At 65.5% G+C, this 16,805-nt stretch carries 14 protein-coding genes, 1 tRNA gene and 1 pseudogene; 7 read left to right on the forward strand and 9 right to left on the reverse strand.

Annotation, left to right across the window (positions count from 1 at the left end; all coding sequences use genetic code 11):
* The first annotated feature begins 14 nt into the window (after positions 1-14).
* Positions 15-1,112: a DUF1152 domain-containing protein gene (locus BZY54_RS38750; RefSeq protein WP_086730044.1), complete on the forward strand. Its 1,098-nt coding sequence runs from the start codon at positions 15-17 to the stop codon at positions 1,110-1,112.
* A gap of 219 nt (positions 1,113-1,331) precedes the next feature.
* On the opposite strand, the gene BZY54_RS38755 is transcribed toward BZY54_RS38750, so the two are convergent.
* The 3 genes from BZY54_RS38755 to BZY54_RS38760 form a co-directional block, all read right to left on the reverse strand.
* The gene (locus BZY54_RS38755; protein ID WP_086730045.1) at positions 1,332-2,909 is read right to left on the reverse strand and encodes a GmrSD restriction endonuclease domain-containing protein; all 1,578 of its coding nucleotides are present in this window, start codon (positions 2,907-2,909) and stop codon (positions 1,332-1,334) included.
* 582 nt (positions 2,910-3,491) lie between these two features.
* On the reverse strand, positions 3,492-4,394 hold the full coding sequence (locus tag BZY54_RS50540) for a hypothetical protein (RefSeq protein ID WP_143668225.1): 903 nt from the start codon (positions 4,392-4,394) through the stop codon (positions 3,492-3,494).
* A gap of 233 nt (positions 4,395-4,627) precedes the next feature.
* The gene (locus BZY54_RS38760; protein WP_158103983.1) at positions 4,628-5,122 is read right to left on the reverse strand and encodes a DUF4365 domain-containing protein; all 495 of its coding nucleotides are present in this window, start codon (positions 5,120-5,122) and stop codon (positions 4,628-4,630) included.
* A 368-nt stretch (positions 5,123-5,490) separates the two neighbouring features.
* On the opposite strand from BZY54_RS38760, the gene BZY54_RS38765 reads away from it, so the two are divergent.
* Together BZY54_RS38765 and BZY54_RS38770 are read left to right on the forward strand one after the other, a co-directional pair.
* Positions 5,491-5,724: a hypothetical protein gene (locus tag BZY54_RS38765; RefSeq protein ID WP_086730047.1), complete on the forward strand. Its 234-nt coding sequence runs from the start codon at positions 5,491-5,493 to the stop codon at positions 5,722-5,724.
* A 653-nt stretch (positions 5,725-6,377) separates the two neighbouring features.
* On the forward strand, positions 6,378-7,052 hold the full coding sequence (locus BZY54_RS38770) for a hypothetical protein (RefSeq protein ID WP_086730048.1): 675 nt from the start codon (positions 6,378-6,380) through the stop codon (positions 7,050-7,052).
* Between the two features lie 298 nt (positions 7,053-7,350).
* On the opposite strand, the gene BZY54_RS38775 is transcribed toward BZY54_RS38770, so the two are convergent.
* Positions 7,351-7,713 carry a hypothetical protein gene (locus BZY54_RS38775; protein WP_086730049.1) on the reverse strand — a complete coding sequence of 121 codons (363 nt, stop codon included), beginning with the start codon at positions 7,711-7,713 and terminating at the stop codon, positions 7,351-7,353.
* Between the two features lie 133 nt (positions 7,714-7,846).
* Here BZY54_RS38775 and BZY54_RS51240 point away from each other — a divergent pair.
* A tRNA-Gly gene (locus BZY54_RS51240) sits at positions 7,847-7,975 on the forward strand.
* A gap of 128 nt (positions 7,976-8,103) precedes the next feature.
* On the opposite strand, the pseudogene BZY54_RS54040 reads toward BZY54_RS51240, so the two are convergent.
* The 3 genes and pseudogenes from BZY54_RS54040 to BZY54_RS38795 all read right to left on the reverse strand — a co-directional run.
* Positions 8,104-8,277: pseudogene (locus BZY54_RS54040) on the reverse strand (tyrosine-type recombinase/integrase); the annotation flags it as partial.
* Positions 8,278-8,796: 519 nt separating this feature from the next.
* The gene (locus BZY54_RS38785; protein WP_086730069.1) at positions 8,797-9,348 is read right to left on the reverse strand and encodes a YwqG family protein; all 552 of its coding nucleotides are present in this window, start codon (positions 9,346-9,348) and stop codon (positions 8,797-8,799) included.
* Positions 9,349-10,371: 1,023 nt separating this feature from the next.
* Positions 10,372-10,551 (reverse strand): hypothetical protein, encoded by a 180-nt coding sequence (locus BZY54_RS38795; RefSeq protein ID WP_086730051.1) that lies wholly within the window; start codon positions 10,549-10,551, stop codon positions 10,372-10,374.
* Between the two features lie 176 nt (positions 10,552-10,727).
* Here BZY54_RS38795 and BZY54_RS38800 point away from each other — a divergent pair, with 176 nt between their 5' ends.
* Genes BZY54_RS38800 through BZY54_RS38810 form a run of 3 tightly spaced genes read left to right on the forward strand, consistent with a single transcriptional unit; the run spans position 10,728 to position 14,766 of the window.
* Positions 10,728-12,926, forward strand: coding sequence for an MMPL family transporter (locus BZY54_RS38800; protein ID WP_086730052.1), 2,199 nt, complete (start codon positions 10,728-10,730; stop codon positions 12,924-12,926).
* Positions 12,927-12,931: 5 nt separating this feature from the next.
* Positions 12,932-14,131: a sensor histidine kinase gene (locus BZY54_RS38805; RefSeq protein ID WP_208640900.1), complete on the forward strand. Its 1,200-nt coding sequence runs from the start codon at positions 12,932-12,934 to the stop codon at positions 14,129-14,131.
* Positions 14,128-14,766, forward strand: a complete 639-nt coding sequence (locus BZY54_RS38810; protein WP_086730053.1) for a response regulator — start codon at positions 14,128-14,130, stop codon at positions 14,764-14,766. Before BZY54_RS38805 ends, BZY54_RS38810 begins: the two co-directional genes overlap by 4 nt.
* 246 nt (positions 14,767-15,012) lie before the next feature.
* Here BZY54_RS38810 and BZY54_RS38815 read toward each other — a convergent pair whose 3' ends face one another.
* Entirely contained in the window at positions 15,013-15,831 is an 819-nt protein-coding gene (locus tag BZY54_RS38815) for an ABC transporter permease (protein WP_086730054.1), read from the reverse strand.
* On the reverse strand, positions 15,828-16,790 hold the full coding sequence (locus tag BZY54_RS38820) for an ATP-binding cassette domain-containing protein (protein WP_086730055.1): 963 nt from the start codon (positions 16,788-16,790) through the stop codon (positions 15,828-15,830). The genes BZY54_RS38815 and BZY54_RS38820 overlap by 4 nt, the downstream gene beginning before the upstream one ends.
* Positions 16,791-16,805: the final 15 nt, after the last annotated feature.

The raw sequence follows: 16,805 nt of genomic DNA on the forward strand, positions 1-16,805 counted from the left end.
CGTAGGCTGAACCCATGACCCGGTTGATCGTCGCGGCGGGGGGCGGGGGCGACGCGGTCGCTGCCGCAATGCTTGACGCCGGCCTCTACGGCGACGAGGACCGGGCGGTGATCCTCACGTACGCGTGGGACCGCCTACTTATCGACCCGGTACCGGGCCCACGAAGAGCCGACAACTTCACCGGCCTCCTGCCGATGACCCCCGCCGTACGACAAGTACCGGCCCAGGCCCGCCCCGTCGCCCCGGCAGGCTCCACCCTCCCCCGGCTCGCGGCAGAGCTCCCGCACACCTTCGCCCTGCTCGACCCGCACCACGGCGTGGAGGGCGTCACCCGCCAGCTCGAAGAACTCATCAGCCACCTCTCCCCCACGTCGGTCGACCTGCTGGACGTGGGCGGCGACATCCTGGCCCGGGGCGACGAACCCACCCTGAAAAGCCCCCTGGCCGACGCACTCGCCCTCGCGGCATGCTGCCAGGTCAACGCCCCCATCCGACTCCTGATCGCAGGCCCCGGCCTGGACGGCGAACTACCCCCGGACGACTTCCGCGACCTGCTCGACACCCTCGTCCACACCTTCACCGCGGCGGACGTGGACAGACTCGGCACAGTCCTGGACTGGCACCCCTCCGAAGCAACGGGCATGCTCGCCGCCGCCGCCCGAGGTGCCCGCGGCACCTGCGAAATCCGAGACGCCGGCCTGCCCGTCCACCTCACGGACGAAAGCCCCACCGTCCACGAAGTCGACCTGGACGACGCCGTCACCCGCAACCAGCTCGCCCGCGCCATCATGACGACCGAAACCCTCGACCAGGTCGAAGCCCACAGCCGCGAGATCTGCGGCTACTCGGAAATCGACTACGAACGCAACAAGGCCGCCTGGCTCAACGACCAGCCCTCAGCCGACCTGAACCCGGACACGGTCCTGGCCCAACTCTCAGCATTCGAGGCGGAAGCCACCAGCCGCGGAGTCACCCACACCACGTTCCGCCGCCTCACTGAAGCCCTGAACTACAGCGGCACCCAACGCGAGAACCTGCGCCAACTGCTGATCAGCAACCGCCCGGAACAGTACGAAGCCCCGCTCTGGCGCATCACGACCCAGCCTGAGTAACAACCTTCCTTACAGGTTCAAGGCGGCTCGCTCCGCTCTCCGCGCGCGGCCCGGCCCCCGGCCGGGCCTGCGCTCCTGTCTCCGCCCCGCTCCAGCCCGGCCGGCGCCCGGGCCGCGCACACGGCGGGCAGCCGAACTGATCGTAGAGAATGCGGTCCGATATCGCGCCATACCCGGCAGGACAATGGAGGGCCCGGGGCGCGAGACCCTGCAAACGCTCTATTGGTCCGCGATCAATTCCTTGGCTTTGCTGACAAGTCGTGCAGCGCGCTCATTCGAAAACTTCTCGAAGTCATCCTCAAACAAGCTCGCTGGACAGAGGGACTTCTCAAGAATCTTCGGGGTGGCCTTCACGTCCATAGTCTGCCGATAGACGCTTGGTGCGACACCGCCTAGTGTCTTATTGTCCTGAGAGGACATGAACGCGAAGTTCACGAGCGCATTAATGTTTTCCGCCTTCACTCCTTGTTGCTTCAGGTAAGCTCTCGGGTAGAGGTGATGGAACTCATTTCGATTATAGTTCTGCAGTACGCTCGCCAGCGTAATGGGGGAACCCGAGACGAAGGACAGCGGTGTTTCTTGCGCAAGCAAGAGCACAAAGGTACGGGTGCTAACCGTTCCCACCGAGAAGCTCTGGTTGAGGAAGTAATCGGAGTCTACTGACGCCGCGATTTGATCGATGCTAGAGCTTCCCTTTGTTCGCAACGCTACCGCTTCGGCGATGTCACGGTTCATGTTGCGCAGAACACCAGCAGAGTAGCGACGTGAAAAGCACGACCGCCAGAACCATCGGAGAAGCTGTTTACGCTGCGCATCCGTGTACTTAACAGCCGTGGTCCCGGGAGTTGCGAAGAATGCACTCAGGGCAACAATGAGCGTTGCGTATGGCAGGTTATTAAGAGACTCAACGTTGAGATTTTTGCGGAGGAAGTCAACAGCCCCCTTAATTCCGTTTTCGATCTCCTGAAAGCGAGTACGCACCTCTGCCCCATTCAGGCCGATCAGGGCGGACGGGGATGCGTCGTGCGCAATGATGGCTGCACAACAGCGCAGCAGAAGGTTGGTGTCCTCCCCTACGTCTTCAAAACCAAAGGGACGAAGGTCCTCGGCTAGGTCATTGAAGCGCTCTTGCAGATCGAATTCTTCGCTCCACGTCCATGCAGAGAGCAACTGGAGAGTATCCAGCTCCACGCCCATTCGGTTTACCCGTTCGAAAACAATAGCCACCTTTGCTCGATTATCAGTCTCGATGGACTGAACCGGAATCGTAGCTTCTTTGAACTCCGCCTGAACTTTGTCGATTAGCTCAAGCTTTTCAGGGCCAAGATGCTCGGTTGCTTTTCTGTACGCAGTAACGTTGAAAAACGTCCCGATGGGGAAGTGTTTTTCAGGATCGACCTTCTCGTCCGACAGCGCAATAAATTGACTCTCCTGTAGGTCGGGCGAGGCTTCGAAGTCGAAATAGACTTTATTCCACTCGACGGTTTCTTGCGGCGTGATATCTGATTGAAAAACGCCGAAAATTGAAGTTAGTCGCTGCTGTCCGTCTAGAACATAGTCGATCGGGTAGTCGGGGTCATTTTGAGGCAAGACAAAAGGACCGAGTTGGCGTTCAGATTGCAACTGTTCCTTGGTCCGCCACAAGATCAATGCGCCGAACGGGTATCCCTTGTAAATCGAATCCATCAAGTAAGCGACACGCTCGGCATCCCACACGAATCCGCGCTGAAAAGCGGGAATTCGAATGGAACCTGACGTGGCTTGGTCGATGACCTTGCGAATTGACAGCCCGTCCAAGGTTTTCCCCCCAAAAAAAGCAAGCGGAGGCCCCGCTCGCGTTCAGCCCGCGCTAGAGACCTCGAAGTCACACCAAGGTCGTAACGAACGCTAGACGGCACAGGGAGTCACAGCAAGCAGAACACCAGAACTCCTCCACCTTGCTTACGGCCAAGGCGGAGTCAAAGTTTCGCGGCCGCTCTCACGGGTCGGCCGTCGCCTCTTGCTCTGGTCGACGGCGTAGCAGCGTGGCTGAGGTCGGTCGGGGTGCAGCGAGGCATACGCGTGCGTGGTCGGACCGCACACCCGCCGTCGTGGCTGACTGTCGTCGGCTGGGGTTCAGACAGGGCGCAGTTAGGGGTGCCGGCCGTCAGTCAGGTGCGCCAGGGCTGGGCCGTCCAAGGTCACTCGACAGTGGCCAAGATGACCAGCGACGACCGCCAGGCGCACGAGCACGCCACCTCTGATCAGGAAAAAGCAGGTCATCAAGATCCCCGGCAAGACCAGGGCAGAAGACTGGTCTTGACGCACCCATTCAGCCTCTGGCGACCGCTCGGAACACCTAATGTTCGTCTATATCAGCGGCCGAACGCAACAAGCACGTTATGTAATGGGAAGTAGGATCTCATCGATGGGCCGGAAGCCGACTGGATTATCGACCACCAGTCTCCTTCCAGTGCCGTGGTTGACCTCTCCATCCACGATGACCACTCGACGAGCACGATGCCAAATGACGGCCTCTTGGTAAGCCTCATAGGGAAGACGAACGCGAATTTCCGACCGCCTCCCCCTGCGTACAGTAGAAATTGTAGCAAAGCCGAACGGATCGTCACCCACGTGCCTCAACTCCACAATATTTCCCGAGAATGTCGATGTGGAATCGATGCGATGCTTTTTCAGCTTTTCTGCGGCCTCCTCAATCTTCTGCGAAGCGCCTGATTCAATAGACACTGAATTAGGCATTGTCTCTGGGGCGGGAACAGAAGAGGCCCATTCGAAACTCGTCTCGAACTCGCTAACCGAAGGTTCCGTGAGGATCTTGGCCAGCGCCGAGCAAAACTCCCTGCTGACGCCGCGTGCAACTACGGCATGCAGATCTCCCACACTGGGCGAAGACTCAGGCTCGAGAATAATCTCTTTCACTGCCATTAACGATTGCGCCAAAGTGCGCGTCACTCGACGCTCAAAAGGTTCCGGAGCAGCTTGGAATAGTTCAAGGTCGGCCGTTTGCGCAGCCTCTCCAGGGGTCTCTTGGGTATGCGATAGAGGAACTAGGATGGGGATGATGAAAGAGCCTTCTTGGGTGTGGTCCATCCGTGCACGTCGCAAGACTGCGTCGCCCTGGCGTGCATAGTTTCCCCCGATGTCGCCGCGTTCATTCCACGCGGTGGTGCCTACTGCCCTGAGCAATTTGCGCGCGGAGGCGATCACCGTAGATGCGGCCTCGAATGGGATCGTGTCGGTGATCGCATAGTCATTTGCTGCCCGCAGATACGTCACGTCCATCAGATGATATCGAATACTTAGAGCCACGTCTTTTGGACTTCTGCGCTCTTGCCTAGCGATTCTCTCAACGATTCCGACCGCAATCCCGGGATCGTTTACAACTGGGACTCCGATCATGACGCCATCGCGGACCCAGATTGTACCGGCCGGTCCGGGAGGATGGCTTTCCCACCCCTCAGCTTGCAAGTATGTGCGAATCTGCGAGACTGTGGGAATTCTGACGCCACGCGGGCCTAGGGCATCGTTGGAATAAAGCATGATTTTACCTCCCCCTCCCATAATTCCAACGTTGCCGCTGTGAGTCGCTGCGTCTTTGGGACCACGATCTTGTCAGTGGGGGCCCCTGCGCCGTTTACGCGTACCCAAAATGCGGCCGCCCTATGGTTGGTTCCTGCATCGTGATGCTGAACCCAGTCCACGGGATCCTTATAATCCAAAATAACTAGCACGAAATAGACGGGCACAGCCGAGGTTGACCAGCTATCCCGCCAGTGCAGCTCTGAGTCCCAGGTGGCACTTTTGCCTGAGATTTTGAATTGTGAGCTACACTTGATCTGAACTCGCGCTGCCGCTATCGCAAATTCCAAGCTGCCGTCTACTGCGATGGCATCCTCATCCGGCGCCGTCTCATTGAAGCCGACTGCAGCCTGGCTAAATATCGATTTCACATAGGCAACACCAAATCTGCCTTTAGCGGTGTTCGGATCCAGCGTGGCGATCGAATGCAAGTGCGTTGCCCCCCCCCTTCCCGCCGTGCGACTTCCCCATCCCGGCCCACGGCGCACACCTTCATGACTGTCCGCCCAGCCTTGAGTTCAACCTGCAACGAGATCGAAATCCTAGCCACGAGGTGACGACCTGTCACTAGTAGTGACCATCTGTCGCTGTCGTGGTCAGCTCGCGCAACGAGCCACGTGCCACAGCCGCGCCGGAAGCAGGGGTCACCAGCGGTCAACTTGGGTGGCTGACGGGGTCGTCCGTGCCCGCCAGCTCGACTAGAGAAGTCGCAGGTCAGCTATGCGAAGCCCCCACCTCTCTCCACAGCCATTGGCGTAGCGGTCTCCGAGGACGCCTCGGAGACGGACGGGGAGGCGCCGTGAACGGCCGGGCCGGCCACATGCAGCGGCTGCTCGTGGTACTGGCGTTGGCCGCGGAGTCCGGACAGGCCGACGTTGAGGCGTTCATCGACGACATCGAGCTGCAAGACCTGGTGGTGCTGATCGCGAACCTCGCCGATCTGGCGCTGCGCGGGATATCCCAGCCGGATGCAGACCTAAGCGGCGGGCCGCCCTGTGCGCCTGGTTGCGGACCGAACTCACCCAGCAGATAGCTGCAGACGGGGCGTAACCCCTACGGCGCCGGAACGCCCATTCTGGTGACCAGGACCGGCCGCCTCGAGTACGAGTACGGGCGCCTGGCCAGCGACGACCAAATCGCCGTTCTCGCAGCGCAGCACGGCCTTACCCTGCGCGCGCCCCTGGACCTGATCAAACCGCCAGCCGAGTGACCCCGCAGGCCGTACCGTCACCACAGAGATCAGCCCAAACCGTACAGGAGCGCCCTTGCCCGACCTTCAAGTGATCTGCGACGCCCGCAGCAAGCCCATCCAGGGAGCAGAGGGCTACCTGTGGATCGACAACGACCAGATCAACGCCGTACTCAAAGCCGTAGCTGAGTGGGACCGCCAGCACACCCTGACCGACAGCCCCCGCCCGGGCGCCAAGATGTTCAGCGCCGCTGACCTCTTCGACTACCCCGAAGAAGTCAGTGGCAGGCCCACCACCACACCTGCGACCCCAAGCAGGACGCGAACGCCTACAGCATCCAAGCCAACCGCATCGGCACCTGGCCCGAACTCCTCGACTGGACCGCCCACCTCATGGAAAAGGGCTGGCTCACCCACACCGACTGGGACGACATCCTCCGCGGCGTCCACGGCGGGCAGCGCCGCATCGTCCTAGCCCCGACCAGCAAGGAGAAGTAGTGGCAGGCAAGCAGCTCAGCGCACGGAACGCGACCATCACCACAGCCGCCGTCGAGGTGAAGGCCCTCACCATCAGCGGCAAGCAGGTCACCCTCGCTGTCTTCCGGCAGCTCAAGGAAGAACCCCTGATCGCCGAGGACGGCACCCTCAACGGCGAACCGTGGGGCATCGTCAACTACCACCCGGACAAGTGCGGAGACGCCCCTGAGCACCTGCATGTCGTCTGGCAGAACGGGGACGAACTCCGTCGCTCCGCAGTGCAGATGCCGAGCGCCGGCTTCCACTCACATCCCCTGGCGAGCTTGTACATCGCAGCTAGGATTATCGACGGAACGGTCCATAGCCCTTGGTCGGAGCCCGAAGTCTGGGACCTCCGCCTCGGAGAGAAGACCGCTGAAGGCTGGCGCTACTACGCGGCGGGACAATTCGTCGTCGGAAGCATGGTCTATCGCAGTGAGGTTTCCGCTGGTCTGCTGGAGAACTGGAAGCAAGGCCGCCCAGTCGACGCCGAGTATGCCAAGGCCTTTCGCGACGCCCTGGCACACGCAGATCTGATGCCTCAGGGGGCGAGCGGCGAGATCGCCCCGCACCTTCTAGACCTGATCGTCGCACGTCGGTACGAGGACACCGTCTACGAGCTGGCCAAGCTTCCGCAGTTGTTCATCGCGGTCTGACAGCACAACGGCCGTGCCCGCGGACATCGGGCACGGCCTAATTCCTAATCGTCTCAGCCCCGCCCAGGAAGTGGAGACGACCATGAGCACGACGGGCAGTCCCCAGCTCATCGAACCAAGATGGCCAGTGGCTGCTCGACCAGGCCCTTCGTCCCACGCTTCCTGGCATCCACGAGTGACATCAACGGCCCCGTACACCAACACACGGCTACGGCTCTGTTCGACCGAGGCGACCACGCAGCTCCGCAGCAAAGCCGAGCTGCAATCGAACTCCTAAAGCGGGTGTCGAGGGCCCACGTCATTCCTCGCGGTGCTGAGCGAACACCTGCTGCTGCTCGTCCCGCCAACTCCAGTTAGTCGGCCGGGAGAAGGGCAGGCTCCGGGCAAGGCTGGAGAACCGGTCGGATGGTTCCCGGCTGGCCTTGTTCACCACGATCGCCGAGAGCATCGGTGCTCGTCCATCCTCGTTGCGGTGGAGGCAGACATCCTTGAGTAGGTAGGTCATGACTCCGCGGTGAGGGAGGATGGAGTCGAAGCCCTGTGCCGCCAACTCGTCGCTTAGCTCCCCGTACGTGATGGTCTTTCCCTGCCTGGCCCACATCTGCAGGATCTCCACGGCCGCTTCGACTGCTGCCGGGTACTCCGGGTCCTTGGTCCTCATTGTCCCTCCCCCATCGCGTGGACACTGTCCAGCCTGCGCATCGTACCGACCAGGCACCACCCCGTACTGCTAGAAGCGTACGAAGAGGTCGTGCCAGAACCGTGCCAGATCGTGCAGGGAACCACGGGGAATGGCGGGTGAACCAGGGTGCCAGCCAGTCAACTCCAGCGCCGCTCCACCACAGGTCAGCACAGCACCCACTCGCAGACGACTCAAGCTTCCCAAGCTGAGAGCGCGAGTTCGATTCTCGTCACCCGCTCCAGGAAACCCCCAGGTCAGAGGCCCGGGGGTTCTTTGTTGTCCAGACCGGTAGGCAGTGCGCGCACCACAACCGCACCATTGGCCCTCCGGTGGCTTCTCCTTGTGGTGCGCGCGGTCGCCGTTGTGGTGCTTCGCACGTTCGGCGCGTACGAGGTCGTCGAGCCCGGCGGCGACCTCCCGTTCCCACTCCTCGGCGGAGTCCTGATAGATCAGCGCCGCCTTCTCGGAGGACTGGCCGGCGCGCACCATCGTGTCCCGGAGGGTGGCACCCGAGCGGGTCGACAGGGTGTGTCCGGTGTGCCGCCTCTGCGGCGCGCCGCGTGCAGGGGGCAGGTTGGATCAACCCGTACGGGCCATGGAGAGGGGCGGCATCGCTGAGCGGTTTACGTGGCACGAGCGCCGCCGACCGCGGCCAAGGCCGCTGTGCTGTCGGCCAGGCAAGCGGCGGAAGGGGTGGCGCCGGGGCCGGGCGACCAGGCCGGGCAGAAAAGGCCGGCACAACCGGGCCGCCGTACCGCCGCCGTCACGGATGCGGCAGCGTGAGCGGACCAACGCCGGGAGATGGATCGAGGGGGAGCAGCTGCTGCCGCGATGTGGCCGAGCCCGTCATGGGCGCTCCGCCAGGCGCGCCCCCATCGTGGCCAAGCGTTCGGCCGTCGGGCCGTCCCTGGGCCGTGCGAGGCCGACCAACGTTGACAGATGACAACAACTGGTCGGGGGATCAACGCGGGTCAGATGTGCGTGTTCACGGCGGGGCGCAGGTAGGGGAGTTGCCGCATCAGATCCAGAAGATCTGACCGAGCGCGTTTACTTGGGACGCGTTCAGCGCTGCCAAAGGAACGCGGCTTCACCGCAGGGCTGACAGCTGAAGACGTAACCGCGGCCACCACCGCCGAAGTTCGCTGAGGTAGCGAAGTCGTGCCCTTCCTCCAGCTCCGCTGTGAACGTCATCCGGGCGGCGCAGGTGGGACACGCGGGGGTCTCGTCGCCCTGGATCCAGTCGGGCTCACCGCCCAGCCGTCCAAGAATCGGCTCATCGGTGGGGGGATCAGTGGGATGGAGGCGCAGGGCAGTGACGGCACCCAAGAGCGTTTCGCCCTCGGCGGGGATGGTGGCCGGGGTGAGGCCGCCGGAAAAGAGGTAGGCGCGGTTGGCGCCGGCGGCAGCGTCCCAGTCGTCGCACATGCCGGGCTCGTTCTGGCAGAAGAACACCGCCACCGCACCGATGTCGAGGGGCAAGTGGGCGAGAAACTGCATAGGTCCCCCACAATTGCGGCACTTCGGCCAGACGAATCCCTCGGGGACGAGGGGGACACCGCCGGTGCGAGGAATGGGCACGTCGGCAGCGGTCTCGCCGTCGTAGATCAGCAACATGGCCACAGCCTAGGTCGGCGGCTTGCGCTATGGGCCTGACGTCGCTTGCTGAGCACGGGAGGCAGAGGACGCCGCGACCGTGCGCCCCGCCACGCTCGGAGCACGTGTCCCCTGCGTGCCCGATCCGACGGCGAGCGGCGGGGAACGACGGGGAACGTCGGCAAGCCGCCAGGAAAGGCCAGCGCCCAGCACCCTCGCGGGTCAGGCCAGATCCTGTTACGCACTCTTCCAAACTGGTGCTCCAAGATCCGAGCGCGGCGGCGCTTGACTGGGTCATTGAAACTCCGGGCCAAAGTCACTGCACCGACCGCGTGGGCGGGTGCTGGCGTTGTCCCATGGTCACGACAGTGGTCGCGATATAGCCCTGCGGCCCGATCGCACTCATCATGAGCGGCATGCAAAGTGCTGAGGTAGAAGCAAGAACTGCCAAGACACGGGGATCGCTTGGCAGCGTCTCGGTCCTCTTCTTCGTACTGGGGAGCGTTGACGCGGGGATTTACCTCGCCGAGTTGATCACGGTTGGTGACCGCTACGTCCAGATGCTTGAGTCCGCTTTTGCCGTGCTGTTCGTAAGCTGGATTACCGGAGCCGTGCACCTCCGCCGGACCAGGAAGGCAGAGAGGCAGAACAGGTCGGGGTCACCGGTCCCGGCGCCTGTGCGGTGCAGCAGCGATTTGCGGCTGACGGAGTCGTGGGCTGAGTGCTGGTGATCACCTTTCTGTTGTTGCAGTGAAGGCCTCCGCGTCGGCGGCGACGTGTCAAGCGACCCACTGACGTCTGAAATCAACGGCTGACACCAGCAGCGACGGACGGAGCCGGACGAAAGCGGCCCCGAGCGACCATCGCACCGCCGCCAGGCTGAGCCTTCCCTAGCTTCTAGGGGTGCCGTGATCGACCTGATAAGGATGAGGCCAGCGAGGCCGATGCGGTACAGCGGCGAAGTACAGCGATCACAGCAAGCGCCCGCATCCTCGTAGAGCCGTAGCCTGACCGAAACGGCCCTCCCCGACCGCCCCACAAGAGCTACACACAGAAGCAGAAGAAGCCGCACCCTGAAAAGATGTGGCTGAACCCGTGGGGCACGGGGCGCAGGACCCGGCCTCGTTCCCATGGGTGGATCCCGCCGGTGGTGAGCCCCGCCACGCCGAACCCCACCATGCCCAGAGCGAAGGCCATCAACGCCAACAGGATCAAGTGGTTCATCGCACCTCCCAGCGGGGATCGTGGCGCGCGAGCGCCTCGCCGGAGTGCCGACAGCTCAGCGCGGCCTTGCCCGGCCCACGGGAAGCTCTCGCGGTCCGTGTCCACCGAACGGTGGACCCGAAGTTCAACCCGTCACCTCTGTCTGCCAACCGCCTTGCCCAGCAAGGCTTTCGGGTATGAACCCACTCACTGTACGCATGGCACGTTGGAGTGCCCGGCACCCCTGGCGGGCCATCATCGGCTGGCTCGTGTTCGTGGTGCTGTGCCTGGGGATCGGCAGTGCCGTCGGTACACACAGCGCGACGACAGCCGACTACCGGGTCGGCGAGGCCGGCCGGGCGGAGGCGATGGCCGCCGAGGGGCACCTGGAGCGCAGGTCCACCGAGCAGGTGCTGATCTCCTCCCGGTCGGACCCGCTCGACCGGAGCACGGCCGAGGCCGCCGCGAGAGACCTGACGGCCCGGATGCGGGGGCTGCCCGACGTGGCGGGCGTGGCCGACCCGGTGCTGTCCGACGATCGCCGGATCCTCATGGTCGAGGTGGCCCTGAAGGGCGAGGAGCGGGACGCCAAGGACAAGGTCGGCGCACTGGTCGAGCAGACCCGGGCGGTGGGGAAGGCGTATCCGGGGCTGCTGCTGGAGGAGACCGGCAGTCCCTCCATCAGTGAGGGAGTCGACCGGCAGCGCAGCGACGACCTGGCGCTGTCGGAGGAGATCACGCTTCCCATCACCCTGATCACCCTGCTGGTCGTGTTCGGGTCCGTGACCATGGCGGGAGTGCCCCTGCTGCTCGCGCTGTCGTCGATCGCGGCGGCCGTCGGACTGTCGATGGTGGTGTCCCACCTCTCCCCTGACGCCGGGGTCGGTACGAACGTCATCCTCATGATCGGCCTCGCGGTCGGCGTCGACTACACGCTCTTCTATCTCAAGCGAGAGCGGGAGGAGCGCGCCCGCTCGGGCGGCCGGCTGAGTTCCGAGGCACTGGTGGAGCTGGCCGCGGCGACCTCGGGCCGGGCGGTCGTGGTGTCCGGACTCGCGGTCGTGGCCTCCACCGCCACGCTGTACCTGGCCGCCGATGTCATCTTCTCCTCGCTTGCCACCGGCACGATCGTGGTCGTCCTGGTCGCGGTGGCGAGTTCCCTGACGGCACTGCCCGCGCTCCTGGTCAAGCTCGGCCAGCGGCAGGAGCGCAGGGTGCGGCGCCGCGCCGAGCGCGGGAGGCCGGCTCGGCGGGTGCGGGGCGACGGCGGGGGCCGCGTGTGGGCCGCTCTGCTGCGACCCGCGAGCCGGCATCCTCTGGCCACCCTGTGCGTCTCCGTGCTCGCCCTGGTCGCGCTCGTCACGCCTCTGGCCGGGCTGAAGATCACGGAGATGAGCCGGGACACGCACTCCCGCGACATCCCCGCCATGCGCGTGTACGACCGGCTGAACGAGGCGTTCCCGGACCACCGGGTCACGCACCAGGTCGTCGTACGGGCCGACGCCGCGCGCGCCGGTGAGGTCACCAGCGCCCTGCACGAGCTGGCCCGGCGTGCCGGCGACGACCCGCTGTTCGCCGGCGCCTCGCGCATCCGGACCTCCGCCGACCGGCGGATCAGCACGCTCGAACTGAAGGTGCCGTACCTGGGCAACTCCGACCAGGCGTACGACTCCCTCGACCACCTGCGGAAGGACTACCTGCCCGCGACCGTGGGCCGGATCGCCGGGGCGGAGTTCGGAGTGAGCGGGGACGTCGCCCGGTACGCCGACTATCCCGCCCACCAGAACAGCAAACTCCCCTGGGTGCTGGGGGCGTTGCTGTTGGTCACCTTCGCGATGACCACGTACGCGTTCCGCTCGGTGGTGCTGGGACTGATCGGTGTCGGGTTGAACCTCCTGTCCGCGGCGGCGGCGCTCGGGCTGCTCGTCCTGGTCTTCCAAGGGTCCTGGGCGGAGGGGTTGTTGGACTTCCACTCCACGGGGTCGATCGGATCGCGCGTGCCGCTGTTCCTCTTCGTGATCCTCTTCGGGCTCTCGATGGACTACCAGGTGTTCGTGGTGAGCCGGATCCGCGAGGCCGTGCTCGCGGGGGTGCCGACGCGGCAGGCCGTACTCGACGGAATCCGCCGGTCGGCGAGCGTGGTGACGAGCGCGGCGGTGGTGATGACGACCGTCTTCGTGAGCTTCGTCTTCCTGCACATCATCGAGATGAAGCAGATCGGCTTCGTCCTCGCCGCGGCCGTGCTGCTCGACGCGTTCATCGTCCGCATCATGATCCTGCCGTCGGCGATGCTGCTGCTCGGGGATGCGAGTTGGTGGCCCGGGCGAGCAGCGGTGCGCACGGCGGCGGCCTCGGCCGAAACGTCCGACGGGCGGCCGATGGTCGACGTACCTTGAAGGTCATGACTGCTCTGACCGCTCCCTCGGCCGACGCCTTCTGGGCCGCGTCGCTGCGCCGGTGGAACACGGTGTGCTGGGTGCTGTTCGGTGCGATGGCCGTCGGGCTGGTGACGACGGCTCCGCCCGGCGGGAGCAAGTACAAGGCGCTCGCGCTGCTCAGCTGCGTGGTGCTGTGCTACGCCGTACTCGACCGCTTCCCCCGGAATCCGGTTGTACGTCCACAGGCGTACCTGTCGGTGCTCGTCCTCGCACTCGGTGGGCTGGCGTATCTGGGCAGCAGCTATGCGGCGCTGTTCATGGTGACGCTGCCGCACTACTGGATGTTCGGGCGCACTCCCAGGGCCTCGATGGGATTCCTCGGGCTCGCGACCGGCGCCACGGTGGCCGGCAGCCTGGTCCGGCAGGGCTGGTCGGCGGAGTTCTTCGGCGAGACGCTGGTGTCCACGCTGATCGTGGTCGCGGTGGGCGTACTGATCGGCCTGTGGGCGCACTCGGTCGTCGCGCAGAGCAGCGAACGGGCCCGGCTCATCGAGGAGTTGGAGCGCACACAGGCGCGTCTTTCCGAGGCGCACCAGCGCCAGGGCGCGGCGGACGAACGGGAACGCATCGCACGGGACATCCACGACACGCTGGCGCAGGGCTTCGCGTCGATCATCGTCCTCGCGGAGGCGGCCCGGGCGGGGATGTCCGAGGATCCGGCACGCAGTGCCCAGCAGCTGCGGTCGATCGAATCCACCGCCCGGGAGAACCTCGCCGAGGCCCGTGAGCTGGTCGCCTCGGCCGGGCAGCCGGGCCCGGGCCGCGAGGAGTCCGGTTCGGTGGCGCAGACGCTGCGCCGCACGCTGGACCGCTTCGCGGAGGACACCGAGCTCACCGTGGACGCCGATCTGTCAGACCTCGACTGCGACCAGCAGACCCGGATCGCGTTGCTCCGCTGCACCCAGGAGTCCCTGGCCAACGTGCGCAAGCACGCGCGCGCGTCCACGGTCGGCGTGGTGCTGGTCCGGCGGCCGTATGGGGTGGAGCTGGAGATCACCGACGACGGAGCCGGATTCGTAGTGGACGAGTCGACGGGTTTCGGGCTCGACGGCATGCGCAAACGACTGGCGGAACTGGGCGGGAGGCTCACGGTGACGAGTTCGGTGGGCGACGGGACGCGAGTCCTCGCAGTGATCCCCATGGCGGACGAGGTGGGGGCATGAGCGAGGGGGCTGTGCGCATCGTCGTGGTGGACGATCACACCGTGATGCGCGCCGGGGTCGTCGCTCTGCTCGCCGACGAGGACAGTATCGAGATCGTCGGTGAGGCGGAGGACGGGCGTGCGGCGCTGGACCTCGTGGAGCGGTACGGCCCCGACGTGGCCCTGGTCGATCTGCGGATGCCCGTGCTGGACGGGGTGGCGACGACGACCGAGATCGTCGCCAGGCATCCGCGCACCCGTGTCCTGATCCTGACGACGTACGACACGGATACGGAGATCGAACGCGGGGTGGAAGCCGGTGCCATCGGCTACCTGCTCAAGGACACCACCCGAGAACAGCTCGTCGACGCCGTCCACGCGGCGGCACGCGGTGAGACGGTGCTCGCTCCCCGGGTCGCCGCGAAGCTGGTGGCGCGGATGCGCCGGCCGGCCCAGGAACCGCTGACCGACCGCGAGACCGACGTCCTCAACGCGGTGGCCGACGGCCTCACCAACGCCGAGATCGGCAGACGCCTCGTCATCGGCGAAGCCACGGTGAAGACGCACCTGCTGCGTCTGTTCGCCAAGCTCGATGTGAACGACCGGACGAGGGCGGTGGTGGTGGCCATGGAGAGGGGGCTCCTGCGGCGACCCTAGAGGCGTCCTGGTCCGTAGTCCGGCGGCCGGCCCGGCCCAACTCCTCGAAGCCGAGGTCGATCACCGACGCGGCCTCGCTCCAGCGACCCGCTCCACGATCGAGGCCCAGGTCACAGACCTGGGCCTTGTTTTTTGGGCGCGGGGATCGGTCGCCGCGTGCCCGATCGGGCGGGTACGCCGACGGGTTTCGGCGTGCGCCGCCCTCGGGTGGGACGAGTCGCGGGACGGCCCGCGTCGTCATGGCGGTTACTTCGGGTCGCTGTTGAACTTCGAGGTCGACCACAGGTAGCCGAGCACCGTGAGGCCCAGGCACCAGACGACGGCGAGCCATCCGTTGTTGCCGATGCCGGTGCCGAGCAGCAGGCCGCGCAGGGTCTCGATGGCGGGCGTGAACGGCTGGTATTCGGCGATCGGTCGGAACCACCCCGGCATCGCGTGGATGGGGACGAAGGCGCTGGACAGAAGCGGCAGCAGGATCAGGGGCATGGCGTTGTTGCCGGCGGCCTCGGCGTTCGGGCTCACCAGGCCCATGCCGACCGCGATCCAGGTGAGCGCCGTGGCGAAGAGCACGAGCAGTCCGAACGCGGCGAGCCACTCCAGGACGGTGGCATCGGTGGAGCGGAAGCCGATGGCCACGGCGACGGCGCCGACGAGGACCACGCTCGTGATCGACTGCAGCACGCTGCCGATGACGTGTCCGACGATCACGGAGCCGCGGTGGATCGCCATCGTGCGGAAGCGGGCGATGACGCCCTCGGTCATGTCGTTGGAGACGGAGACCGCGGTGCCGACCACGGTGCTGCCGATGGTCATCAGCAGCAGGCCCGGGACGATGTAGGCGATGTACTCGGACCGGTTCGGACCGCCGCCGCCGATGCCCGCGCTCATGGTGTCGCCGAAGATGTAGACGAACAGCAGCAACAGCATGATCGGGGTGAGCAGCAGGTTCAGTGTGAGGGACGGGTAGCGCCGGGCGTGCAGGAGGTTGCGGCGCAGCATCGTGGAGCAGTCGCGTACGGCGAGGGAGATCCGGGCCGGGCGGGCGGGAGCCGGCGGTGTGCTCATCGGGCAGCCTCCTTGGGCTGGTCGGGGATGCCGGCGCCGCCGGTCAGGGCGAAGAAGACGTCGTCGAGGTCGGGGGTGTGCACGGTCAGCTCGTCGGCCTCGATGCCCTCCGAGTCCAGCCGGTCGAGGATGGAGCGCAGCTCGCGCTGACTGCCGTCGCTGGGGATCCGCAGGGCGAGGGACTCCTCGTCCCGGGAGGCGTCACGCAGGGCGGAGGCGGCGCTCCGGTACGCGGCCGGGTCGGTGAAGCGGAGCCGCACGTGCCCGCCGGGGACGATCCGCTTCAGCTCCTCGGCGGTGCCCTGGGCGGCGATCTCGCCGTCGTGGAGCACGGCGATGCGGTCGGCGAGCTCGTCGGCCTCCTCCAGGTACTGGGTGGTGAGGAAGACCGTGACGCCACCCGTGACGAGCTCGCGGATGATCTGCCACATGTTGTGCCGGGAGCGCGGGTCGAGGCCCGTGGTCGGCTCGTCGAGGAAGATGATCCGCGGGCCTCCGACCAGGGTCATGGCGATGTCGAGGCGCCGCTTCATGCCGCCGGAGTAGGTCGAGGCGGGCTTCTTGGCGGCCTCGGTGAGGTCGAAGCGTTCCAGCAGCTCGGCGGTGACCTGCCGTCCCTCGCGCTTGGAGAGGTGGTGCAGGTCCGCCATGAGGAGCATGTTCTCCTCGCCGGTGATCAGGCCGTCGACGGCGGAGAACTGTCCGGTGACGCCGATCGCGGCGCGCACGGCCTGCGCGTCGGTGGCGAGGTCGTGGCCGCCGACACGGATCCGGCCACTGGCCGGATCGGGCGGAACGAGGGTGGAGAGGATCTTGACGGCGGTGGTCTTGCCGGCGCCGTTCGGTCCGAGCAGGGAGAAGATCGTTCCTTCCGGGACGGCCAGGTCGACGCCGTCCAGGACGGTCTTGTCGCCGTAGGACTTGCGCAGCCCGTTCGCCGCGATGGCCAGGTCGGTCATGAGAGGTGCCCCCTT

The sequence above is a fragment of the Streptomyces carpinensis genome (assembly GCF_002154505.1).
GTDB lineage: Bacteria > Actinomycetota > Actinomycetes > Streptomycetales > Streptomycetaceae > Streptomyces > Streptomyces carpinensis.